Origin of the sequence: Sphingobium anseongense, assembly GCF_037725245.1 — a bacterium.
GTDB lineage: Bacteria > Pseudomonadota > Alphaproteobacteria > Sphingomonadales > Sphingomonadaceae > Sphingobium.
Genome location: NZ_JBBJUL010000004.1, coordinates 104,504 through 128,503, shown reverse-complemented (window position 1 = coordinate 128,503; position 24,000 = coordinate 104,504). Strand labels below are relative to the sequence as shown.

Annotated in this window: 22 protein-coding genes and 1 tRNA gene; 8 read left to right on the top strand and 15 right to left on the bottom strand. The window is 62.2% G+C overall.

All coding sequences use genetic code 11. From position 1 onward, the window contains the following. The first annotated feature begins 25 nt into the window (after positions 1-25). The 5 genes from WG908_RS06945 to trmFO all read left to right on the top strand — a co-directional run bounded on the left by WG908_RS06945 (position 26) and on the right by trmFO (position 4,944). Positions 26-244 (top strand): hypothetical protein, encoded by a 219-nt coding sequence (locus tag WG908_RS06945; RefSeq protein WP_340185845.1) that lies wholly within the window; start codon positions 26-28, stop codon positions 242-244. 80 nt (positions 245-324) lie between these two features. Continuing rightward, entirely contained in the window at positions 325-1,230 is a 906-nt protein-coding gene (locus WG908_RS06940) for a PAS domain-containing protein (protein WP_340185844.1), read from the top strand. 197 nt (positions 1,231-1,427) lie between these two features. Further along, positions 1,428-1,862 (top strand): TadE/TadG family type IV pilus assembly protein, encoded by a 435-nt coding sequence (locus tag WG908_RS06935; protein WP_340185843.1) that lies wholly within the window; start codon positions 1,428-1,430, stop codon positions 1,860-1,862. A gap of 4 nt (positions 1,863-1,866) precedes the next feature. Further along, the gene (locus tag WG908_RS06930) at positions 1,867-3,495 is read left to right on the top strand and encodes a pilus assembly protein TadG-related protein (RefSeq protein WP_340185842.1); all 1,629 of its coding nucleotides are present in this window, start codon (positions 1,867-1,869) and stop codon (positions 3,493-3,495) included. Positions 3,496-3,573: 78 nt separating this feature from the next. After that, a complete protein-coding gene (gene trmFO, locus WG908_RS06925; protein WP_340186059.1) occupies positions 3,574-4,944 on the top strand; it encodes a methylenetetrahydrofolate--tRNA-(uracil(54)-C(5))-methyltransferase (FADH(2)-oxidizing) TrmFO in 1,371 nt (456 codons plus the stop codon). Here trmFO and WG908_RS06920 read toward each other — a convergent pair. The 7 genes from WG908_RS06920 to WG908_RS06890 all read right to left on the bottom strand — a co-directional run bounded on the left by WG908_RS06920 (position 4,922) and on the right by WG908_RS06890 (position 11,083). Continuing rightward, positions 4,922-5,386 carry an EF-hand domain-containing protein gene (locus tag WG908_RS06920; RefSeq protein WP_340185841.1) on the bottom strand — a complete coding sequence of 155 codons (465 nt, stop codon included), beginning with the start codon at positions 5,384-5,386 and terminating at the stop codon, positions 4,922-4,924. The two genes, trmFO and WG908_RS06920, sit on opposite strands and share 23 nt — an antisense overlap. 96 nt (positions 5,387-5,482) lie before the next feature. After that, positions 5,483-6,337 carry a phenylalanine 4-monooxygenase gene (gene phhA, locus WG908_RS06915; protein ID WP_445326676.1) on the bottom strand — a complete coding sequence of 285 codons (855 nt, stop codon included), beginning with the start codon at positions 6,335-6,337 and terminating at the stop codon, positions 5,483-5,485. A 123-nt stretch (positions 6,338-6,460) separates the two neighbouring features. Continuing rightward, the gene (locus tag WG908_RS06910) at positions 6,461-7,207 is read right to left on the bottom strand and encodes a class I mannose-6-phosphate isomerase (protein ID WP_340185839.1); all 747 of its coding nucleotides are present in this window, start codon (positions 7,205-7,207) and stop codon (positions 6,461-6,463) included. Between the two features lie 188 nt (positions 7,208-7,395). Continuing rightward, on the bottom strand, positions 7,396-8,562 hold the full coding sequence (locus tag WG908_RS06905; RefSeq protein WP_340185838.1) for a DegT/DnrJ/EryC1/StrS family aminotransferase: 1,167 nt from the start codon (positions 8,560-8,562) through the stop codon (positions 7,396-7,398). Next, entirely contained in the window at positions 8,559-9,482 is a 924-nt protein-coding gene (locus tag WG908_RS06900; protein ID WP_340185837.1) for a GDP-L-fucose synthase family protein, read from the bottom strand. Before WG908_RS06900 ends, WG908_RS06905 begins: the two co-directional genes overlap by 4 nt. An 18-nt stretch (positions 9,483-9,500) precedes the next feature. Further along, positions 9,501-10,601, bottom strand: a complete 1,101-nt coding sequence (gene gmd / locus WG908_RS06895) for a GDP-mannose 4,6-dehydratase (protein ID WP_340185836.1) — start codon at positions 10,599-10,601, stop codon at positions 9,501-9,503. A 215-nt stretch (positions 10,602-10,816) separates the two neighbouring features. Then, a complete protein-coding gene (locus WG908_RS06890) occupies positions 10,817-11,083 on the bottom strand; it encodes a hypothetical protein (RefSeq protein WP_340185835.1) in 267 nt (88 codons plus the stop codon). Between the two features lie 447 nt (positions 11,084-11,530). Between WG908_RS06890 and WG908_RS06885 the strand changes: the two genes are divergently transcribed. Further along, positions 11,531-13,012: a DHA2 family efflux MFS transporter permease subunit gene (locus tag WG908_RS06885; protein ID WP_340185834.1), complete on the top strand. Its 1,482-nt coding sequence runs from the start codon at positions 11,531-11,533 to the stop codon at positions 13,010-13,012. Between the two features lie 127 nt (positions 13,013-13,139). Here WG908_RS06885 and WG908_RS06880 read toward each other — a convergent pair whose 3' ends face one another. The 5 genes from WG908_RS06880 to thyA form a co-directional block, all read right to left on the bottom strand. Further along, positions 13,140-13,919, bottom strand: a complete 780-nt coding sequence (locus WG908_RS06880) for a Coq4 family protein (protein WP_340185833.1) — start codon at positions 13,917-13,919, stop codon at positions 13,140-13,142. Positions 13,920-14,081: 162 nt separating this feature from the next. Beyond that, positions 14,082-15,413, bottom strand: a complete 1,332-nt coding sequence (locus WG908_RS06875; RefSeq protein ID WP_340185832.1) for a dihydrolipoamide acetyltransferase family protein — start codon at positions 15,411-15,413, stop codon at positions 14,082-14,084. A 5-nt stretch (positions 15,414-15,418) separates the two neighbouring features. Beyond that, the gene (locus tag WG908_RS06870) at positions 15,419-16,423 is read right to left on the bottom strand and encodes an alpha-ketoacid dehydrogenase subunit beta (RefSeq protein WP_340186058.1); all 1,005 of its coding nucleotides are present in this window, start codon (positions 16,421-16,423) and stop codon (positions 15,419-15,421) included. A 10-nt stretch (positions 16,424-16,433) separates the two neighbouring features. Next, positions 16,434-17,777 (bottom strand): 3-methyl-2-oxobutanoate dehydrogenase (2-methylpropanoyl-transferring) subunit alpha, encoded by a 1,344-nt coding sequence (locus WG908_RS06865; RefSeq protein ID WP_340185831.1) that lies wholly within the window; start codon positions 17,775-17,777, stop codon positions 16,434-16,436. Between the two features lie 81 nt (positions 17,778-17,858). Then, entirely contained in the window at positions 17,859-18,791 is a 933-nt protein-coding gene (gene thyA, locus WG908_RS06860) for a thymidylate synthase (RefSeq protein ID WP_340185830.1), read from the bottom strand. A gap of 197 nt (positions 18,792-18,988) precedes the next feature. On the opposite strand from thyA, the gene WG908_RS06855 reads away from it, so the two are divergent. Beyond that, positions 18,989-19,065: transfer RNA gene (locus WG908_RS06855), tRNA-Pro, on the top strand. A 310-nt stretch (positions 19,066-19,375) separates the two neighbouring features. Further along, complete coding sequence (locus WG908_RS06850) at positions 19,376-19,996, top strand: L,D-transpeptidase family protein (RefSeq protein ID WP_445326683.1); 621 nt, start codon at positions 19,376-19,378, stop codon at positions 19,994-19,996. A 721-nt stretch (positions 19,997-20,717) separates the two neighbouring features. Here the strand turns inward: WG908_RS06850 and ahpF are convergent. The 3 genes from ahpF to WG908_RS06835 form a co-directional block, all read right to left on the bottom strand. Next, positions 20,718-22,298: an alkyl hydroperoxide reductase subunit F gene (gene ahpF / locus WG908_RS06845; RefSeq protein ID WP_340185828.1), complete on the bottom strand. Its 1,581-nt coding sequence runs from the start codon at positions 22,296-22,298 to the stop codon at positions 20,718-20,720. Between the two features lie 158 nt (positions 22,299-22,456). Continuing rightward, the gene (gene ahpC / locus WG908_RS06840) at positions 22,457-23,020 is read right to left on the bottom strand and encodes an alkyl hydroperoxide reductase subunit C (RefSeq protein ID WP_340185827.1); all 564 of its coding nucleotides are present in this window, start codon (positions 23,018-23,020) and stop codon (positions 22,457-22,459) included. A gap of 204 nt (positions 23,021-23,224) precedes the next feature. Beyond that, on the bottom strand, positions 23,225-23,878 hold the full coding sequence (locus tag WG908_RS06835) for an outer membrane protein (protein ID WP_340185826.1): 654 nt from the start codon (positions 23,876-23,878) through the stop codon (positions 23,225-23,227). Between the last annotated feature and the right edge of the window lie 122 nt (positions 23,879-24,000).

Genomic DNA, 24,000 nt, shown 5'->3' with positions numbered 1-24,000 from the left:
GGGCAGGCCCAGGGACCGGATCGAAATGGCACGCATCAAGCGCCTGTTTACCATAAAGACCAAGTTCGAGGCGTTTCTTGTCATCTATGCGCTGGCGCTCGGCGCGGCCGAACGCGGCGTTACCTATATGGAACAATATCCCGGCACGGGCGGTCAGTTGCTGGCGCTCGCCTGTAGCGGCGCGGTGTTCATGGCCGGTGGCATGATCATCGACGCGCTCGAACTTCGGCGCGCCTTTCATTGACTCCATAACGGACAGATCGGCGCTTTCCCAATCCGCACAATGCGGCACCATGACGTCATGATCCGACGAGGAAGGTGCCGATGAATCATATGCTTAAAATCGCCGATGGCGAACAGGTAGCAGCCGCCGAACTGGTCCGAAACTTCGCTTATTGGCGTGAGGTCGGCCAGCGCGAGCCGGTCACCGTCACCCATCATGGCCGCGGCACCCATATGTTCATCAGCGTCGATCACTATCGTGCCTTGGCGAAGGCCGCTCTGACCGCCCAGGCCGACACGCCTACGCGGATGCGCGAACTGGCCGCGCTGCTGCACCAGGGCGTCATCCTGTGCGGACCGGACCTGGGCATATTGATGATCAATCCGGCGGCGCTGGCGATCACCAAACGATGGGACCGGCATCTGGAGGGTTTGACGCTATGGCGGGCGCTGCCCGAATTTGCAGGCACCCTGACCGAAGCGCATATCCGCCACAGCCTGGCGTCGGGGGAGGTCAGCGCGGCTGACATCCCTTCCCCCTTCCGCAAGGAAAGCTGGCTGCATTTCGAAAGCTATCCCTTTGCCGATGGGGTCGCGCTGCTGTTTCGCGACATCACGCTCGACATGCAGCAGCACCGACTGGCCGACGCCAAGGCGGCAATGACGCGGGCGGTCGCGCTGCATGACGGGATCGGCAGCATACGCTTGTCGCCGCGCGGCTTCATCGAAAGCGTCGACGAGGCGTTCTGCACGATGATGGCGCTGCCCGAGGCGCGGCTGTGCGACGTGGCCGTCGCCGATCTGATCGACGTGCAGGCGCGACCGCCCTTCCGCACCGCGTTGGAACAGGTGTTGAGCGGCGCGGGAGACTGCCTGCTTGCCACCCGGTTGCTGACCAACCGGAGCGCCACGATAGCCGTGGACGCGGCGCTGGTGCGGCTGGAAGGCACCTATGGCACCGAGGGCGCGGTGATGATCGTGACCTGTGGGCCGGAACCCCGGCGATAGCAGACGAGCCAGCGCCGCTTTCGCATTTTGTGCAGACCTGTCCGGTCCATAACGGATGAAATGGCAGCAGGCTGGCGACGGATGAGCGCCGCTGCCCGCGGACCGGCGGTCCCGGCCGCAAACGGACTGTAAAATGCATGATCCGATCATATTCCCCCGCCAACCGGGGATTGAGAACGGCGCGCTAACATCGGCTCATGACCATCCTTCCCCATATACCGGCGCGCCGCGCACCCCTGAGACAGGACGAGCGCGGCTCGCTTCTGGTTGAGGCGGCCTTTGCCGTACCGCTGCTCGTCAGCCTGCTGTTCGGACTGCTGATCTATGGCAGCTGGTTCATGGCCGCGCATTGCATCCAGCAAGCCGCGAACGACGCCGCGCGAACCGCCGTTGCCGGCCTCGACGCCGCCGAGCGACGCACTCTGGTCGACACCAGCGTGGCAGCCAGCCTGGCCGGCGCGGCGACCGTTCGCGCCGCCAACGTAACCGTCTCGACCAGCCTCAACCAAAGCTATTACACAGTGACGCTCGACTATGATCTGACCACGGTTCCGCTGTTCCGCGCCATCCTCTTCCCCCTGCCCGCCGCCCAGATCCGCCGGGAGGCGGTGGTGCGGCTGACGGCGGTCTGATCCGATGGGCGGCGCACGCCAACGCCTGGGGCGCGACCAGCGCGGGGGCATAACCGTGTTGCTGGCCAGTTCGCTATTCATTCTCGCCGGCGCCGGCACCGTCGCTGTCGACCTGGGATCGATCTATCTGGCCAAGCGGGCGCTGCAAGGCGTGGCCGACGCCGCCGCGCTCGCCGCCAATGGCGGCGGCAATGCGGCGGCGCAGGCGCTGATAGATCGCAGTCCGATGACCGGTGTCACCGTCGGGGCGATTGAGAGCGGCTTTTATGCACGCGACCAGACTGTCGCGATCGACCAGCGCTTCCAGCCCGGCGATCCACGCGGCGGCGCCACCCGAATAGTCGTTCAGCAACAGGTGCCCCTGTTTTTCGGTCGCCTGCTGGTGGGCAAAAGCGCCGTCGCGATCAGCGCCACAGCAACTGCCGCGCGGACGGACATGGCGGCCTTTTCGCTCGGCACGGGACTCGCATCGCTAAGCGGCGGCGTGCCCAATGCCCTGCTGTCGGCGCTGGCGGGAACCGAGCTCAACCTGACGGTGATGGACTATCACGGGCTGGCCAACGCGCAGGTCGATCTGCTGGGTTTTGCCGACGCGCTGCGCATCAGCCTGGCGCGACAGGGGCAGAGCCATGCCGAAATCTTCGGCAGCGACATTCCCGCGTCGGATATATTGGATGCGCTCGCCGACAGCGTGGCCGATGCCCAGACCGCGAGCAAGCTGCGCGATATCGGCAACCGGATGACGGGCCGGTCGATCCGGCTGGACAAGATCATCGACCTGGGACCGCTAGGCCAGACAGATATTGTCGATGATCGCCAAAGCCTGGCCGTCGATGCCTTCACCTTGCTGCGCATGATCCTCTCGCCCCCGCCCGATCAGGCCAGCGCGATCGACCTTCGCCTCGATGTGGCGGGACTGGCGGGAAGTCGATTGATTCTCGCGACGGGCGGCGGGGTCGCCTATTCGCCGCTGCTGACCGTGACCGCCGACCATGATGTGGTGATCCGCACCGCCCAAACGAGGCTCTATCTGGAAACGACCGTCGCCAGCGCATTGGGCGGCCTCGCCAGCGTGCGCCTGCCCCTGTTCGTGGAACTGGCGGCAGCCGAAGCGCGGCTCTCCGACATCAATTGCACCGCCGGCACCCCCGGCCACGGCGTGACGCTGGCAGTGACGCCGTCGATCGGATCGGTCGCGCTGGGCGACATCGACACCAACCTGATGACGAGTTTCCAGACACCGGTCACGTCTCGCCCGGCGCAGCTTGGACAGACGCTGGTCGCGCGCATATCTGGCCATGCCCAGATCGCACTGGGGGGGACACAGCCGCAGTCGGTGCATTTCACGCCCGAAGACGTGCAGTTCCAACGCGCGCGGACCGTCCAGACCGGAGACCTCGTACAGGGTATCGCCGGTTCGCTGACACGCGGATTGCAGGTACAGGTAACGGTGCTGGGCATCACCACATCCACCGGCCCCCTGTCGCAGGCCGTGGGCGCCTTGCTCGGGACGACCGCGCCGTTGGTCGACGGACTGCTCAACAGCGTAACCGGGGTAATGGGCGTAAGGCTGGGCACAGCCGATGTGCGCGTTCACCAGATGCGCTGCGGCCAATCGACGCTCGTGGCTTAGCGGCTCGCCCGCGCCGTTGCATCGCGCGTCAATTTGGCGCAGGGCGAGCCGCTAGGCATCGGCACGGTACGAGCAGGGATGTATCAGGCATTGGCGGATTATCAGGTTCACATCATCGGTGGCGGCCTCGCAGGGTCGGAGGCGGCATGGCAGCTGGCACAGGCCGGGGTCCGCGTACGGCTGTCGGAAATGCGCGGCAGTGGCGACATGACACCGGCGCACCAGACCGAAGGACTCGCCGAACTGGTCTGCTCCAACAGCTTTCGATCGGACGACGCGCAAAAAAACGCCGTCGGCCTGCTGCATCAGGAGATGCGCGACCTCCATTCGCTGATCATGGCCCAGGCTGAACCCGCCAAGGTGCCGGCCGGGTCGGCGCTGGCGGTTGACCGGGACCTGTTTTCCCACGGCGTGACCCGCGCACTGAACGACCATCCCAATGTCGAGATCGTGCGCGAACGGATCGACACCTTGCCGGCACAAGGCATGACGATCGTCGCCACCGGCCCGCTGACCGCCCCGGCACTGGCAGCAAGCATCGGCCAGGCTGCGGGAATGGAGCATCTCGCTTTTTTCGACGCGATCGCGCCGGTGGTGCATCGCGACAGCATCGACATGGACCAGTGCTGGATGGCCAATCGCTGGGACAAGATCGGCCCCGGCGGCGGCGAGGGCAAGGATTATATCAACTGCCCGATGGACAAGGACCAATATCAAGCCTTTGTCCAGGGGTTGATCGACGGCGAGAAAACCGAATTCAAGGAGTGGGAAACCAACACACCCTATTTCGAAGGCTGCATGCCGATAGAGGTCATGGCGGCGCGCGGCCCCGAAACATTGCGCCATGGGCCGATGAAGCCGATGGGTCTGGACAATCCGCGCACCGGCCGATGGCCCTATGCCGTGGTCCAGTTGCGGCAGGACAATGCGAGCGGGACGTTGTGGAACATGGTGGGGTTTCAGACCAAGCTCAAACATGGCGCGCAGGTTGAATTGTTCCGCACCATTCCAGGGTTGGAAAATGCCGAATTCGCCCGGCTGGGAGGTCTGCACCGCAATACCTTCATCCAAAGCCCCAAGCTGCTCGACGGTACGCTGCGCCTGAAGAGCGCGCCGCATATTCGCTTCGCGGGGCAGATGACCGGGTGCGAGGGCTATGTCGAAAGCAGCGCGATCGGGCTGCTGGCCGGGCGGTTCGCGCTCGCCGAATTGCGTGGGGAGAGACTGGCGCCGCCACCGGCCGACACCGCGCTGGGTGCGCTGCTGGGGCATGTCACCGGCAATGTCGCAACCGCCGACTATCAGCCGATGAACGTCAATTTCGGGCTGTTCCCGCCCCTGGACGATGTGAAGAAAAAGCAGCGCAAGGAAGCCTATACCGCACGCGCGCGCGCTTCGCTGGCGGACTGGATGACCGGGGAGCGGATCAGCAGCGGCATTTCGGCCTGACCGCCCGCTTTGGCGCCGTTGTCGCGAATTCGGCGGAGGTCAGCTTGCCGTCACCATCGCCGTCCGCCTTGCCGAAACGGTCCGATGTCGCCACCGCCCATTCCTCGAACGACAAAAGATTGTCTCGGTCCTTGTCCAGCGCCTTGAAGGCGGCGGTGCGGCTGCCCAGCATCTCGACGCGGGTGATGGTGCCGTCACGATTGCGGTCATAGCGGGCAAAGCGCCTTTGCTCGCGGTTCTGGGGCGAGGCCTCGCCGGGCATGGGCGGCGCGTCGCCGACGGCATCCGGGTCGCCCTGCGGCAGCGCGTCGATCGGCGGGGGTGGCGATGGCGCATAGGCGGCCTGGGGCAGTGCCTCGTTGCTGGCCCGCCCCTCCCACCAGAACAGGCCGCCCGCGACCATGAGCAATGTCGCCATGCTCGCTGCCAGAACCTGTTTCATCGCCCCCCGCCCTTTTTCTCGGTCAGCCTAATGAGTTTACCACATTCACGGAAGCGCTGGCTGCGCCGACGAACCGCCCGACGAAAGCTCAGCAATTCAGATCTTCGCCCTCGCATGGCGCTGCGTTCCCAATGTGAAAATCCGGTCCTCGGCCAATACATCGCCCGGTTCCAGATCGGCCTGGTCCTCCAGCGCGCGATAGAGGGGGGCGAAGTCGGTTTCCGCCGTCGCGCGCAGCAGGTCGTCAAAACTGTCGATGACGAAATAGCTCTGTTGAAAATCGTCGATCCGGTAACGAGTCCGCATCAGCCGCACGAGATCGAAACCCAACCGGTTGGGCGAGGGGTCGTCCAGCGCGAAGATCGATTCGCCATGCGAGGACACGATGCCCGCTCCATAAAGCCGAAGCGCACCGTCCCGACGGATCAGGCCGAATTCGACCGTGTACCAGTATAGCCGCGCCAGCCGGTCGATTGCTCCCAGTCCGTCGGCGCGCAGACCACCCTGCCCGTAGGCCTGCATATAGTCGGCAAAGGCCGGGTTCGAGAGCAGCGGGACATGGCCGAAAACATCGTGGAATACATCCGGCTCTTCAAGATAGTCGATCTGGTCGGGCCTGCGAATGAAGCGGCCGGCGACAAAGCGCCGGTTGGCCAGATGTTCGAAAAACACCCGGTCGGGTACGAGGCCGGGAACAGCCACCACTTGCCAGCCGGTCAGTGCCATCAACCGTTCGGACAGTTCGCGGAAATCGGGGATGCCTGGCTTCGTCATGCGCAGCACATCAAGCCCGTTGAGGAATTCGGGCACTGCGCGGCCGGGAAGCATCTTCGCCTGACGCTCGAACAACCGGTCCCACATCGCATGATCCTGCGCGGTGTACGATGCCCAATCCTGGGCAATGGTCCAGTCCGCAGCCGCCCCTTCGGGCCGCTCAAATTCTGCGTTCACCATGGTTCCAGTATAACAGGTCGGAGACGAGAACAGTTGCAGTTTCAAGCGCAATCCGCTGCCGCTTGCCCGATTCCCATCAGCGAGCGGCATTTCATGGGAAGCGCGACGACGCGCAAGGCCTCAACTGACAGCGGCGACCAGCGCATCGCAATCGGTTTCGATAGCCACATCGTCGCCATCGTCGATCAGCCAGCATTCTCCCTTATCGAACGGTGCGCCATTGATTGTGCCAATGCCCCGCAACGGCAGGAACCATAGTGGGCGTCCATCCAGCGGTAACGTAGCCTGGCCCGCTCGAAGATGGCAGAGGTTGACGGCGAATGGCGCCTCACCAGGAGACAGCAGCGATCGGCTTTCGCCGAGGTTCGCGTGCAATGCTGGTCGGTCGTAGGGCGCGAGGCGGCTGACCGCCTGCCCCTGGCGAAGATGCAGCTCTCGCGGCCGGCCATAATCGTAGAGCCTGTAGGTGACGTCAGCGTTCTGCTGGATTTCGGCCAGAGCGATATTCGCGCCGATCGCATGGACGGTGCCGGCGCGAATGAAATAGAAATCGCCGGGCTTTACCGGCTTCCATTCGATCAATTGCTCGATTGACCCGTCCCGTGCCGCTGCCGCGAAATCCTCGGGCGTGAGCGATTTTGTGAGGCCTATGCCCAGCACGGCGTCGGGCGCACAATCGAGGATGTACCAGCATTCCTCCTTTCCTCCGGCAAGGCCGGCGGCGCGCGCCTGAACATCGTCGGGATGGACCTGGATCGACAGCCTTTCGCTGGTAAAAATATATTTGACCAGCAGAGGCAGCGCTTCGTCGCCGTCGCGATCGAACCACACCTCGCCGATCCGCCGTCCCGCCGGCGGCGTGAACATGGGCGGAAGATCGTTCCGGCCCCAAGGCTTTTCGACATAGTGCGGCGATAATTTCAGCATAGATGTCCTGCGCTTGCGCTGCCCGCCTCAGGTCCGGTCAGGACGCGTCCCGATGTTCGCGCCGGGGATGGGCCAGCCATCCCTCCCTCGCACCGATCAAACCCGCAAGAGCATCTCGCAGTTCCGCCTCAGATCCCCTTGAGCGCGTCGAGCGCTTCATCGATCGGATAATGATGGTTGCCGATGAACAGGCCGTTGGCGTCGATATAATCGGCGTTGGGCAAGTCGCCGGCAATCTCGTGCGGCATATGCTGCATAACCGGGTTGCGAGCGAAATTGCCGGCCACGATCGGGCGGCATTCAAATCCATGTTGATTGAGCCTGTCGACCAGTTGCTTGCGGGTCAGGCTGGCCCCCTTGCGAATGACCAGGCTGAACCCGAACCAGCTCGAAGCGCCGATTTCCTTCTGGATCATGAGTTCGGGATGATCGCCCATGACCTGTTGCAGCAACGCGCCGTTCTTTCGCCGTTCGGCGATGATCATCGGCAGCTTCTTGACCTGTTCGATGCCCAGTGCGCCGGACATTTCGAGCGGGCGGACATTATAGCCCGGCAGGACGAACTTGAACGATTCTTCGAACGGGTCGTCCGACTTGGTGCCGGTAACGCGGTTGTGCTTTGGCAGGTTTCGGGTCCAGCCATGGGCGCGCAGCGACAGCAGGATATGATATAGTTCCTCATCGTCGGTGGTGATGAGACCGCCTTCCATCGTCGCGATATGGTGAGAGAAGAAGGAACTGAAGCTGCCCATCAGACCGTAGGACCCGGCCTTGCGTCCGCCGAACTCGGCGCCGAGCGATTCGCAATTATCTTCGATCAGAACGATGTCGCGATCACCGATCAGCTGCTTTATTGCCGCGAAATCATTGGGATTACCCAGCAGGTTGACCACCATGATCGCGCGTGTTTTGTCAGTGATCGCGGCTGCGAGCGCCTCCAGATCATAATTCAGCGTTGCCGTATCGATATCGACGAACTTCTGTTTGAGGCCATATTGAGCCAGCGGGTAATAGGTCGTCGCCCATGATACCGCCGGCACCAGCACTTCGTCACCAGCCTTTAGCTTATGGCGTTCATTGCTGGTGTAGAACAGCGCCGCCACCATCAGCAGGTTGGCCGATGATCCCGAATTGACCATCACCGCGTAATCGCTGCCCTGATACTCAGCGAATGCCCGCTCGAACTCCGCGACGAGCGGCCCCATGGTAAACATGCCGCTGGCAATGACCTTGGCCATGGCGGCATATTCGGCCGCATCCCATGTGCTGGTGGCAAGCGGAAAACGGACGGTCATGATTGGCACTCCTGAAGAAAATAGGCGTAGGATGCGGCTAGTCCGTCCATCAGGCTGGTCGCCGGTTGCCATCCCCATGTCGTTTGGCTCGACACATCGACCAGCCGCTGCTTCGTACCGGTCGGCTTCGACAGGTCGAAGGTGAACGCCCCGTCCCAGCCCACGACCTGAGCGATCGCCTGATTATAGTCGAGCACGGAATAGTCGTGCCCCACGCCCATATTCATGAGCGGCGGCAGCGTATCGAACCACGCGACGGCCTGCGTCAATCCATCGGCCAGATCGCCAGCATACATGAATTCGCGGCGCGCCGAACCATCGCCCCATAGCTCCACCGTCAATGCCCCGGCAAGCTTGGCGTCATGTATACGGCGCATCACCGCCGGAATTAGATGCGGCGAGGCACCGTGATAATGATCATGGCGTCCGTAAAGATTGCAGGGCAGCAATGTCTTATAGGCGCGGCCAGAATATTGGCGGCTGACGAACTGGCACAGTTTAAGGATCATGATCTTGGCGAGCGCATAGCCTTCATTGCCCGGATCGAGCAGGCCAGTCATGATTTGCTCCTCGCGCAGCGGATTGGGGGCCTCGCGCGGATAGACGGATGAACTGGCGATATTGAGCAACCGCTCGACGCCTGCGGCGTGCGACGCCATCACGACGTTCCGGCCGATGTCGATGTTGCCGGTCAGGAAGCCGACCGGATCATCGCTGTTGGCCTGAATGCCGCCCACCTTGGCCGCGCCATGAATGACGATATCGGGCCGGAAGTCAGCCAACATGCCCAATACCGCTTGATAGTCGGTCAGGTCCAGTTCCGCGCGGGAGGGCGCGCATAGCGTCCAGCCGGAGGCTGCGCCGTGCTCCTGCAAATTGCGGCCGACCATGCCCTGACCGCCGGTAAGAAATATGCGCATGCCCCCGCCCCGTGGGGTTTAGAACCGCGCCAGTATCTCGGGCTTGCCCTTTTCGAACAACGCATCTTTGAGATCTGCGGCCGCCATTTCCTTGACCAGCGCATCGAAACTGGTGCGCGGCACCCAGCCGAGCTGTTCCTTCGCCTTGGTCGGGTCGCCGAGCAATGTCTCGACTTCGGTTGGACGGAAATATTTGGGGTCGATGTTGACGATAGTCTGGCCGATGCGGCCCTTAAGGCCTGCTACCGACGTTTCGGCAAGGATACCCACTTCCTGGGGCCCTTCGCCTTCCCAGCGAAACGTCATGCCCAGTTCCGCGCCCGATCTATCAACAAATTCGCGCACCGAATGCTGCTCGCCAGTGGCGATGACGAAATCTTCGGGCTTTTCCTGCTGAAGCATCAACCACTGCATTTCCACATAGTCGCGCGCATGGCCCCAGTCGCGCAATGCGCTCAGATTGCCCAGCGAAAGCGTCTGCTGCGTGCCCAGGCTGATCCGCGCCAGCGCGCGCGTGATCTTGCGCGTCACGAACGTCTCTCCGCGCAGCGGGCTCTCATGATTGAACAGGATGCCGTTGCAGGCATAGATGCCATAGGCCTCGCGATAGTTCACCGTGATCCAGTAGGCGTACATCTTGGCCACCGCATAGGGGCTGCGCGGATAGAAAGGGGTCGTTTCCCTCTGCGGAATTTCCTGCACCAGTCCGTAAAGCTCCGATGTGGAAGCCTGATAGAATCGTGTCTTTTCCGACAGACCAAGAATGCGGATCGCCTCCAGCAGGCGCAACACGCCAACGCCGTCCGAATTGGCGGTATATTCCGGCTCCTCAAAGCTGACCGCCACATGGCTCTGCGCAGCCAGATTGTAAATTTCATCGGGTTGAACCTGCTGGATGATTCGCAGCAGCGATGACGAATCGGTCAGGTCGCCATGGTGAAGGATGAAGGGCGCGCGTCCTTCCTCAGAAGCCGTCATCAGATGGTCGATGCGAGCCGTGTTGAACAGGGACGTGCGACGCTTGATCCCGTGAACCTCATACCCCTTGTCCAGCAGGAACTCGGCCAGATAGGCGCCATCCTGACCGGTGACACCCGTGATCAACGCAATCTTCGTCATGCAACAACCTCATTCAACGGTCGGGCGCGCGATGTCGACCCGACGGCATTGGCATCAACTCCGAGCGCGATGCGCGACGAAGTCCTCAATAAAAAACCATGCTGACACAATAGCGGACGATTCCAAGGACGCTAAGCACAACGGCGTTACAGTCGAGCGAACCGTCATTGCCTGAGCTTTGCCCCCCCACGTAAGATCATCAGCCTGACACCTCGTCAGTACAACAGAAAGGATAATGCAAATAAACATTCGCCCCCGGCCTGCCGAAGCGAGATCGGTTTGGCCCGAACCATTTTGCAATGCAACAATTTTCTTGAAACTGGAGTAGCCCGGGCGCGCAGTGATCCGGGTGACACATGCAAAACCCCACCGATCGGCTTGTCGTTGTTGCCGCGAAAGTCGGTGAAGTAAAAGCCGCCGCGGCTGTCTAACACCAGATCGTCGGGAATATAGCCCCTATCGGCAGCGATGATGGTTTCCATTGCCGTTCCGTCCGCCCGCACCGCGAAGACACAACCGCCACCCTTCAGGTCGCCGACCCGGCGACGAACAGGCGGCGATCCTTATGGATGGCGATCGCAGCGGACCCCCGCACATTCTTCGGCACGATGACGCGCACCTTGCGATCGGGCGAAATCCGCATCATCCGGCCCACCACTGTCAACCGGCGTGCACCCCCCCCTATCGGCGTCGAAGAGGGCCCCCCTTTTCACTTTTCTCGTTTGCCTGCTCGGCGGTCGCATTCATTCACGCCGAAAAGAAACGCTTTTCTGTGGACGAAGGGCCTCTGGTGAATTTAGACGGTCCGATGAATTCAGATACGCTCATTGCCATCGCCGGTCGGACGCTGCCGGGTTCCGCACGATATCCGGCCTTGGGTTGAAATGAACGTTTCCCCCCACGAACCAGTTATGACGGACGGACGGCGCATGCTGGCATGCTTCGTTCTGGCGCTCAGCAATTTCATGGTGGTGCTCGATCTCACGATCGCCAATGTTTCCGTCCCGCATATCGCAGGCAATCTGGGCATCGCGCCCGATCAGGGCACATGGATCATTACCTCCTACGCCGTGGCCGAAGCGATCTGCGTTCCCCTAACGGGTTGGCTCGCCCAGCGCTTCGGCGCCGTGCGTGTCTTTACCTTCGGCATGGTAGGGTTCGGCTTCTTTTCGCTGATGTGCGGACTTTCCAGCACGCTCGGCATGATCGTGGCGTGCCGTATAGGCCAGGGGCTGTGCGGCGGCCCGCTGATGCCCATGTCGCAGACATTGCTGCTTCGCATCTTTCCGCCCGAAAAGCGGGCCAAGGCGATGGGCATCTGGGCCATGACGCTGATGCTCGGCCCGGCGATGGGACCGATCATCGGCGGCTCGATCAGCGATAATTGGAGCTGGCACTGGATCTTCTTCATCAACATCCCCATCGCCGTGCTCTGTACGGTCGCCGGGCTGGCGCTGCTGCGGCAGGTCGAAACGCCTACGGTCAAGCGCCCCATCGATCTGGTCGGTCTGGGCCTCATGATATTCTGGATCGGGTCGCTCCAACTCATGCTTGACCTTGGCCGCGACCATGACTGGTTCGGCGACCCGTTCATCGTGACTCTGGCGGGGTGTGCGGCGATCGGCTTTCTGGCGTTCGTCATCTGGGAACTCACCGAAGAATATCCGATAGTCGATTTGCGGGTGTTCAGGCATCGCGGATTTTCGGCCGGCGTCCTCGCGCTTTCGCTGGGATTTGGCGCCTATTTCGCCACCATCGTCGCCATTCCGCAGTGGCTGCAATTATCGCTGGGCTATACGGCAACTCTAGCCGGCATCGTCACGGCCTTCACCGCCGCCGCGGCAGTTACGACCTCCACGCTCGCGGCTCGATCAATGGGCCGGGTCGATCCGCGGATCATGATGTCGGCGGCTATCGTGTGGGTGGGCTGCATGGCGCTGGTTCGGACACAGTGGACCACGGGTTCGGATTTCTGGACTCTTGCAATGCCCCAGTTGATCCAGGGCTTTGCCATGTCGTTCTTCATGGTGCCCGTAACCGCATTGACACTAGGGGCGGTCAACCCTTCCGAAACGGCCTCCGCCGCTGGCCTCCAGAACTTCCTGCGAACCATGGCGATCGCGATCGCGACATCGGTGTCGCTGACCGTTTGGGGCGATTCACAGCGGATCGCCTCCAACGAACTCGTCACCAAAATTCAGCCTGACGATGCGCAGCGATTGTTGGGCCAGTCGGGATTTTCGATGGAGCAAGGCCGGCAGATCATCGCCAATCTGGTCGATCAGGAAGCAACGACGCTGGCGATCAACCACCTGTTTCTCTTGTGCGCCGGTGTCTTTTTCCTGGCGGCCATCATCGTCTGGCTCTCGCCGGCTCCCAAGGTGCAGGCGAATATGCCCGGCGGTCATTAAAGCATCGCACGGTCAAGCGGGGGCACGCGTTTCACCAAAGGCGATGAGGCGATAAAGCCGGGCACTCTGTCTGCGTCCGGATTTTGCCGCGACGCTCGCTCGACGCAGCGCAGCGCGATACGCCTCCTTACTTCTCGGCCAGGACCTTGTAAGGATCGATTCCGTTCTCACGCCAGATGCGTATCACCTCATGATAGACGCGCGCCGGCGTAATATTGAGGCTTTCTCGCGCCTTGTCGATCGGCATGGCCAACAGGTCAAATATGGATCGTTCGGCAATCCGCCCGGATTTCTTGCCCAGCTTGCGGGATTCGCGGACCGCGCGCCATACAGGAGCGCCGGTCTTGTCTTTCGAGATCGTCAAAAGCGAGCCCAGATAGCCGACGGTAATGTGCCCCAGGCTGGGGCGCTGCTTGAACACGAATGTCAACAGACACTGTTCGCCCAGCGTATCGCGCCCCAATCCCGTCAGCAGATGAAGCAGGTCATGCGTATCGCGCAGCCGGTCATTATACCATTCGACCCGATCGTCGAGCCGCGGCCGATCGCCCCGGAACACGTCGAATTCGTGGACCAGTCCAGCGGCCGAAAGCCCCTCGCCTTCCATATAATCGCAATAATCATGGGCCAGCGAGCCTGCGGGCAGGCGACGAAGCGCATCATGATCGTCAAGAATATCGGGTAGATAAGGCTCGGTCCTGTAAATCCTCTGCCCCTCCGGCGTGGCAAGGAAAGCCTGTGTCCGTTCGCCGACCGTTGTCCAGGGCATGCACTCGAACACGTGAAAGACTTCGCTCGTCCGTTCCTTGTCCTGGCGAAAGGTCTGAAAATGGCCGTAAGCCTTGATCAGGTTGAAGCGCGGCTTGCGGCGATCGGGATGCATCAGCGGCAACTGGTCATGCGGCAATCTGCCGCCCTGACGAGGTGCGGTGTCAGCCGAGGCGTTCGCGCGTGCAAAGACCTCAGGCTCCGACGATGCAATGGCTGAATATGTCATGGCCGAAATCTATAACGAGGGGCGTATGACGTCAACTGACGTCAAGGTGGCAGCGATGACTTGGCGAGCGGCCTAATCACCAAACAGCATCACCGGTGTTTCCAGCAGCCGTCTGACCGCCTGCACGAAGCTGGCCGCGTCCCATCCGTCCACCACCCGATGGTCGCAACTGATCGACAGGTTCATCAGCTTGGCAGGAACAACGTCCTTCCCGCGGAAAACAGGGCGCTCGATTACCCGGTTGGGACCAATGATCGCCACCTCTGGCCGATTTATAACAGGCGTCGTCGCGATCCCGCCGAGCGCGCCCAGCGATGTCAGCGTCAGGGTCGATCCGCTCAGCTCCTCAACCTTCGCCTTGCCCGCGCGCGCAGCTTCGGCCAGTCGCCGGATGTCGCTGGCCAATTGCCACATATTACGATCCTGCGCGTCGCGGATCACCGGCACCATCAACCCCGCATCGGTCTGCGTCGCGACACCCAGATGGACCGATCCATAGCGCGTCACGATTCCCGCCTCGTCATCATATCGTGCGTTAAGCATCGGAAATGCAGGCAATGTCTTGCAGATTGCGACAATTAGCAGCGGCAATATCGTCAGCCTGGGTCGATCCCCACGCGTGGCGTTCAGCTGATCGCGCATCTCTTCCAGCCGCGTAACGTCGATTTCCTCGACATAGGTGAAGTGCGGAATATGCCGTTTCGACGCCGCCATATTTTCGGCGATGCGACGGCGCAGGCCGATGACCTTGACCAGCTCATCTGGCCGCGCGGCGCCGCGCCCCGCTGGCCGATAGCCCTGACCGGCGCGATAAAGCAAAAAAGCGTCCAGATCGGCGTGGCGAATGCGGTCGCCTGACGGCTTTACCTGCGCCAGATCGATGCCCAGATCCTTCGCCCGCGCCCGCACGGCGGGGGACGCCAAAACCTTGTCCTCTTGGGATCGGGTACGGGAATCTGCCGCAAGCTGGCTCGAGACGTCGCTTCGCGGCATCCCGGACGTCGCCTTTTCACCTGCCTCCGGCTCGTCGCCAGCAGACGCGGGCGCTCCACCATGGGCCTCCCTTCTTTCCGGTTCGGGCAAAACAGCCGCGCCTCCCCCCGTCGCGGCTTCGATAGTTCCGTCTGAAGGCCGCTCTACCTCGGCGCCGGCGCCAGTTCCATCTTCTACCTCGATCTCCACCAGCATCGCCCCGATCGGCACGCTGTCGCCCGGTTCACCGGCCAGCCGCACCACCGTTCCCGCCACCGGGCTTTCCATCTCGACCGTCGCCTTGTCGGTCATCATGTCGGCGATCGGCTGATCCTCCCCGATCACATCGCCCGCCTGGACATGCCAAGCGACGATCTCGGCCGATGAAATGCCCTCGCCAATATCGGGCAGGCGAAATGTGAACAGGGCCATGGCGCTCAATCCTTCATGATCTGGTCGATGGCTTGGCGGATACGCACCGGCCCGGGAAAATAGGCCCATTCCAGACTGTGCGGATAGGGCGTGTCGAACCCGGTCACGCGGCCGATCGGTGCTTCCAGGTGATGGAAACAGCGTTCCTGCACCAGCGCCAGCAACTCCGCGCCGAACCCGCTCGTCCGCGTCGCCTCATGCACGATCAGACAACGACCCGTTTTCTTCACCGAGGCTTCGATCGCGCCGATGTCGATCGGCACCAGCGTGCGCAGGTCGATGATCTCCGCATCCGCCCCCATTTCGGCGACGCTGTTTTCGACCACATGCACCATCGTACCATAGCACAGGATGGTCAGCGCCTCTCCCGCCCGCACGGTGCGCGCTTCACCCAGAGGCACGCGGTAGTAGCCGGCCGGCACCTGCGCATCGCGGTGTCCCGCCCAGCTTCGTGCCGGCGTGTCATAATGGCCATCGAACGGCCCGTTATAGATGCGCTTGGGCTCAAAGAAGATGGTCGGATCATTATCCTCTATCGCCGCGATCAGCAGCCCCTTGGCATCATAGGGTGTCGATGGGATCACCGTCTTGATCCCCGACACATGGGTAAAAATGCCCTCTGGGCTCTGACTGTGAGTCTGGCCGCCGAAAATGCCGCCGCCGAATGGCGACCTGACTGTCATCGGCGCGATGAACTCGCCCGCCGAACGATAACGCAGCCGCGCCGCTTCGCTCACCAACTGGTCGAGGGCGGGATAAATATAATCGGCGAACTGGATTTCAGGCACCGGCCGCAGGCCATAGGCCCCCATCCCAACCGCAACGCCGATGATGCCGCATTCGGTGATAGGCGTGTCGAACACCCGGTTCTTGCCATATTTCGCCTGCAAGCCGGCGGTGGCGCGGAATACGCCGCCGAAAAAGCCTACATCCTCTCCCATGACCACGACATCGGGATCACGTGCCATCATGACGTCCAGGGCGCTGTTGATCGCCTGAATCATGGTCATCTGCTGAACGTCAATCATCCGACGCCCTCCCCTCGTGCGGAACAGCGGTCGAGAAACGGGTGAGGCGTGCCGCATTCCATTCATCCAGCATCTGTTGCTGCTGTTCCTTGAGGTGCCAGGGCATCTCCTCAAAAACCTGTTCGAACATGGATTCCATCGGGTGATGCAGGCCGTGCCCCAGAATGCCGTTCTTTTCCGCCGCCCGGGCGGTGTCGCGGACCAAAGTGGCCAATTCCGCGTCCATCGCGGCGTGCCGCTCATCGTCCCAGATGCCGCGCACGATGCAATGCTGTTTCAATCGCGCGATCGGATCGCCCAGCGGCCAATGGCTGCCCTCGTCGGCGGATCGGTACTGACCGGGATCGTCCGAGGTGCTGTGGCCCTCGGCCCGATAAGTGAAATGTTCGATCAGCGTCGGTCCGGCATTGCTGCGTGCCCGGTCGGCCGCCCAGCGGGTTGCCGCATGGACCGCCAATATGTCGTTGCCGTCAATCCGCAGCCCCGCGATGCCATAGCCGATTGCGCGCGCCGCGAACGTCGTCGCCTCGGCCCCGGCAAACCCTGAAAAACTGCTTATAGCCCATTGATTATTGACAATATTCATGACGACAGGTGCGCGATAGACGCTGGCAAACGTGCAAGCCGAATGGAAATCGCCCTCCGCCGTCGATCCTTCCCCGCACCAGGTCGCCGCAATCCGCGTATCGCCCCGCGCCGCACTCGCCATCGCCCAGCCGACCGCCTGGGGATATTGGGTGGTCAGATTGCCGGAGATCGAAAAGAAGCCCGCGTCGCGCGCGGAATACATGATCGGCAACTGCCGGCCCTTGAGCCGGTCGCCCCGATTTGAATAGATCTGGTTCATCATATCGATCAGCGGCCAGTCGCGTGCGATCAAAATCCCCTGCTGGCGATAGCTTGGGAAACACATGTCGTCGCGCTGGAGAGCGAAGGCCGCGCCGATCGCCACCGCTTCCTCCCCGGTCGATTTCATATAGAAGCTCGTCTTGCCCTGCCGCTGGGCGCGGAACATACGCTCGTCGAAGGCACGGGTCAGGGCCATCGCGCGCAGCATCTGCAACAGCGTCTCGTCGGGCAGGCGCGGGTTCCACGCCCCCACCGCCTGGCCCTCTTCGTCCAGCACCCGGACGAGGCCATAGGCAAGGTCGCGGATCTCGCCGGGCGCGGCTGTCTCGTCTGGACGCGGCGCCGTGCCGGCGGCGGGAATATCGAAATGGGCAAAATCGGCGGTATCGCCGGGCCGAAATCTGGGCTCGGGCACATGCAGCCGTAACGGCGGCAGATTACGCCCGCCGCCTTGCCCAATCTCGCCCGTATCGCTGCGGTCGCTCATCCCGGCTCCATTGTTGCTTTGCAACATTATTACTGGATCGAGACATTATATTATAACGGCTAGCGAGGCAAGACCGTGCGCCTAGACCGCGACGGGCGCCGCGATATGGGCCTGGGGCGCATAGTCGATCACTTCGAAATCTTCGATCCTGTAGTCGAAAATGCTCGGTGGCCGCCTTTGTATCCGAAGCTTTGGAGCGCCCTGCGGCGCCCGCAACAACTGGGCCTCCACCAGTTCGGCATGGTTGAGGTACAGATGCACGTCGCCGCCCTGCCAGACGATTTCGCCGGGTTCCAGATCGCATTGCTGTGCCAGCATCCGCGTTATCATGGATAACCCAAAGATATTGAAGGCAAATCCGAGGCCAAGGTCGCAACTGCGCTGGAACAAAAGCCCGTTGAGTTTGCCATCGGACACATGAAATTGATACGTCATGTGGCAGGGCGGCAACGCCATTTTCCCGACTTCCGCGACATTCCAGCCGGTAAACAACAGCCGCCGCGATTGCGGAGTCTTGCGGATATTTTCAACCAGCTCCGCGATCTGATCATGCCCCTTCGCCCGCTTGCGATACAGCCCGTTGCCCGCCGGTTCATAGACCGGCCAGTTCACCCACTGCGCCCCATAGACCGGGCCGAGATCACCCCAACGCAGGGCGAAATCCTCGTCTTCGACAATCCGAGCTTCGAACGCATCGCGGTCGATCGCGTCCCCCGTCGCCCGGCGATAGGCATCGAGCGGCCAGTCGGTCCAGATATGGACGCCCTGTTCGACCAGCGCCCGGATATTGGTGTCGCCGGTCAGGAACCACAGCATTTCCCGCGCCGCCACTTTCCAGTAGACGCGCTTGGTCGTCAGCAGCGGCACCGCGTCGTCGGCCAGCGAAAATCGCATCGTCGCGCCCAGTATCGACCGGGTGCCCACGCCCGTCCGGTCGATTCGTTCGCTCCCGTGCCGCCAGACATGACGCACCAGGTCCAGATATTGCTGCTCATAATGAAGGTGATCAGTCACGACATCTCGCTGGGTGAGCGCCGACTCTGCTGGCGCGGCACGAAACTAGCCCAGCCTGCCGCCCGACGCTATTGCCGACAGGCCGCTTTGGCGGCCGCACAAAAAAGCCCGCGCGCGGCGCTTGCCAGTCCCGCATAGCGCAACTATAGACCGCCGCCTGCCTTACGGGATCGCCCCAAAGCGATTCCGGCATCGGTCGGGGAATAGCTCAGCCTGGTAGAGCACTGTCTTCGGGAGGCAGGGGCCGGAGGTTCGAATCCTCTTTCCCCGACCAACTTGCGTTCCATGCGTCGATCGGCCTGCTTCACCAGGAAGCAACCCGGTTTCGGTCGTCGCCTGCAACATTGGGAAATAGCATTCCCAGGCGCAGAACCTGCGCATCCGCCTGTCGCCATCCTCTGGCGATGGGGGACCCAATCTGTCCCGTTTCGGCGCAGTTTGTGCGACGGTGAAAACGGGTGGGACATGCCCCGCTTCTATGGTTAATGAAACGCATGTCCGATGCGCGGCCCCGATCTGCGACCCTGTTCGCTTCAGAATGCCCAAGATCGAAATTCTTCGGCCCGCTGCGCCATCTGGTCGCGATGCTGTTGCTGTGCGCGGTGCCCGGTGCCGCGGGAAGCGCCAGCGTTTCGGCGGTGGCCCCGGACATGTTGAAGCCGGGCGGCTATAAATGGCTCAGCACCGGTCCCTGGGACGGGCCGCTCTATATGGTGGTCAGCATCCGGCACCAGCAGGTGCATGTCTATAGCGGCGATATGCTGGTGGGCATGGCCGCGGTGTCGACGGGGATGACGGGCCATCGCACGCCGACCGGGGACTACCCCATCCTGCAGAAACGCCAGTGGCACCGCTCCAACCTCTACAGCAATGCGCCGATGCCCTTCATGCAGCGGCTGACCTGGGACGGGATAGCGCTCCACGCCGGGCACAATCCGGGCTACCCCGCCAGCCATGGCTGCATCCGCCTGCCCTACGCCTTTGCGCAGAAGCTGTTCGCGCTGACGCGGATGGGAACGCTGGTCACGGTGTCGCCCGACCGCCTGAGCCCCATGCTGGCGCTCGATCCCCTGGTGGTGAGCGATGCCAGCAGCGCTGTGGTGGGATTCACGCCCCGTTTCGAGCCGTTCCCCGGCCCGCCGCCACGGGACATTCCGCGACTGGAGATCGACCCGGCGATTTTCGGGACCTGGGGCCGACGCTGACGGACCGGGCGCGTCCCAGGCGCGCTTGCCAAATCTGCAAAGTTCACACCGTTGCAGGCTTTGCAATTGCGCGGGAACGGACCCGTGGCGCGGACTTCGCAATAGGAGAATTTTTGCAAAATGCGCCGCGACGCACAGGGGCACGCGGATAGGCGGAGACGGACGGGGAGAAAGAACAGGGCGATCATGCCATGGGTTGGGGGGTGTAGGACAGGGGGTGTGGTCGGTTGCTGTCCGACCGGTTTGGAACGGGCATGCCGACATAGCGGCCGATACCCACCGGCGAAAAACCCTCCCTCAGACGTTGCCGGTCGCTTACGCAATCCGACAGCGATTGCCGGACAATCCCCGCGCATGACGGCCGCAGAACATGGTGCGCGATACGATCAGCATGGTTTTGCGCCGTGCACCGTCAGGATTCATGTGATTCCCGTGCGATCTTCACTTGGCTTGATCGGGACCGATCCTGTTTTCGTAGATGATGGCCCGATGGCGATTGCTGACCGAGGCGAGCGGCAACCGTTGGAAACAGGGGAGCGCATCCGCCAACTTCAACCGGCTGATCGCTTCTGCCTTTTTCATAGCGCCATTATGCATCAGCCTTCTGCAACACGCAATTTGCCAACTGGCCGGCGGTTCTGCCGTCGATAGCAAGGACGGCCGACCCGTCCCCGGATCGGCCGTTTCTCACTTTGTCCAGCTCGCAGCCCCGCTCAGCGCGTCATGCCGCCTGCGCCGCTTCCTCGCTGGCGGGCAGGCGGATCAGATAGTCGAACGCCGACAGGCCCGCGGTCGATCCCGCGCCCAGGGCGATGACGATCTGCTTGTAGGGCACCGTCGTGCAATCGCCTGCCGCGAAGACGCCCGGCACGCTGGTTTCGCCGCGCGCGTCGATTTCGATTTCGCCGCGCGGGGACAGGGCGACCGCGTCTTTTAGCCATTCGGTGTTGGGGACCAGGCCGATCTGGACGAAGATGCCTTCCAGTTCGATGTCATGTTCGGTGCCGCTGTTGCGGTCCTTGTAGGACAGGCCGGTGACGCGTTCGCCATTGCCGTCGACCTTGGTGGTCAGCGCCGAAGTGATGATCCTGACGTTGGGCAGGCTGGCGAGCTTGCGTTGCAGCACGGCGTCGGCGCGCAGCTGGCTGTCGAATTCGATCAGCGTCACATGGGCGACGATGCCGGCCAGGTCGATCGCGGCTTCCACGCCGCTGTTGCCGCCGCCGATCACCGCGACGCGCTTGCCCTTGAACAGGGGGCCGTCGCAATGCGGGCAATAGGCCACGCCCTTGTTGCGATAATCGTCCTCGCCCGGCACGCCCATCTGCCGCCAGCGCGCGCCGGTGGAAAGGATGAGGGTGCGGCCCTTGAGGCTGGCGCCGTTTTCCAGCACGACCTCATGATAGCCGCCTTCGGTCCGCGCCGGGATCAGCTTCGCCGCCTTTTGCAGGTTCATGATCTCGACATCATAATCCTTGACGTGCGCTTCCAGCGCGGCGGCGAGCTTTGGCCCTTCGGTATGGCTGACCGAGATGAAATTTTCGATCCCCATCGTGTCGAGCACTTGCCCGCCGAAGCGTTCGGCGGCGATGCCGGTGCGGATACCCTTGCGCGCGGCATAGATGGCCGCCGCCGCGCCCGCAGGCCCGCCGCCGACGATGAGAACCTCGAACGGGTCCTGGGCCTTGATCTTTTCGGCCGCGCGTGCGGCCGCGCCGCTGTCTATCCTCGCGACGATCTGCTCCAGCTCCATCCGGCCCTGACCGAACAGTTCGCCATTGAGGAAAATGGTCGGCACCGCCATCACCTTGCGCGCGTCGACCTCATCCTTGAACAGCGCGCCGTCGATGGCGACGTGGCTGATCCGGGGATTGAGGACGCCCATCAGGTTCAGCGCCTGCACGACATCCGGGCAGTTCTGGCACGACAGCGAGAAATAGGTTTCGAAGGCGAAATCGCCGTCGAGATCCCTGATCTGCTGAATGAGGTCCTGCGCGACCTTGGACGGATGGCCGCCGACCTGGAGCAGCGCCAGCACGAGGCTGGTGAATTCATGGCCCATCGGCAGGCCGGCGAAGCGGACGCCGATGTCCGTCCCCACGCGACGGATGAGGAAGCTGGGCTTGCGCACGTCCTCGCCCTGCGCCACCGACACCTTGCCGGACAGCGCGGCGATTTCATCGAGCAGTTCGCGCAATTCGCGCGACTTGGCGCTGTGGTCCAGCGAAGCGACCAGCTCGATCGGCTGGGTGATGTTCGCCAGATAGCCCTTGAGCTGCCCCTTGAGATTTGCGTCCAACATTTTTGGCTCCATGAAGAAAACGGGTCACCGCACTCCGCGCGCAAGCGACCCGCTCCCGAGAATGGTGCGACCCAAAAGCTCGGAAGGAATGTTTCGATCGGTCCGTAACCAAGCCGCCGGGCTTGCTTTTTTCGTTGCAGATGCCCGGCGGAAAGGCTTCAGATCTTGCCGACGAGGTCCAGCGAGGGAGCGAGGGTTTCTTCGCCCTCTTCCCACTTGGCGGGGCACACTTCGCCCGGATGCGCGGCAACATATTGCGCCGCCTTCACCTTGCGCAGCAATTCGGTTGCGTTGCGGCCAACGCCTTCGGAGGTGATTTCCATGAACTGGATCACGCCTTCGGGATCGACCAGGAAGGTCGCGCGGTCGGCCAGGCCGACGCCGGGGCGCATCACATCGAAATTGTTGGTGATCGTGCCGGACTGGTCACCCAGCATATAATAGCTGATCTTGCCGATGGCGGGCGAGGTGTCGTGCCAGGCCTTGTGGCTGAAATGCGTGTCGGTCGACACCGAATAGACTTCGACATTCAGGCCCTGAAGCGTCGGGTAGATGCTGGCGAGGTCTTCCAGTTCGGTCGGACAGACGAAGGTGAAGTCGGCGGGGTAGAAAAAGAAAATGGCCCACTTGCCCTTCACGTCGGCGTCGGTGACGTCGACGAACTTGCCTTCCTTGTAGGCGGTGGCCGCGAAGGGCTTGATGGTCGTGTTGATGAGCGCCATGAGCTGTCCAATTCCTGTTCTGTTGCTGTTGCCGACCCTATCTAGGGACAAGCGTGACAGTAAGGAAATTGGTTTTTTTGGGAAAGACGATAGAGAAAATCGATCAGTCGGCGTGGCGACTATGGCCGCGTCCGATCAGGCGGGGAAGGCGGCGGCCCGCAACGATGAGGGAACCGGCAAGCGCCGGCCCCCTCACCTTGGCAATCAGAAGCGATAGCCGACGCTGGCCACGACCTGATGGCGATCGGTGTCGACGTCGAATTCGCTGCTCGTCGCGCCGTTCATATAGTCGAGCTTGGCTTCGTTATATTTGGAATAGCGATATTCGACCTTGGCGAAGCTGTTGGAGGTCAGCGCCCGTTCGACGCCCGCACCGATGCGCCAGCCGTCAAGCTTGAAGCTTCTGTTCGTTTCCTGGTTGGTGTCACCGGCCAGCACGCCCAACTTGGCGTTGGTATAGCCGCCCTTGACGTAAACCAGGGTCGCGGGATTGGCGAGAATGCCGGCGCGCGCGCCGACATATAGGTCGCGCTTGGCATCGACCCGGCCGAAACCGAAGGTGTCGGTATAATCGAACCGGTCGCTCTTGGCGGTGGAATCTGTATATTCCGCCTCCACGCCCAGCACCGCACCGCCCACGGCGACGTCATAGCCAGCGCCGACGCCGTAGAGCAGGCCGTCGATCGACTGGTCGTCGCGGCCATTATTGTTGTCGACGTCGCTGCCCGCGCCGACATGATCATAGCCCAGGATGGCTTCCACCCGAGGTCCGGTGAAGGACGAGTTGATGTCCTGCGCGAGGGCCGGCGTCGCGAGCGAGGCGCTCGTCATAAGTGCCGCGACCAAAATCTTGTTCATCAGATGCTCCATTCGTCATTCTCCCCTGTGCGGGGAGCACGCTCAAGCGCGGAGAGCGCGGTTGGTTTCATGAACCTGAGATAAACGCGCATTCCTGTTGCATATTTGCCACGAAATAGAGC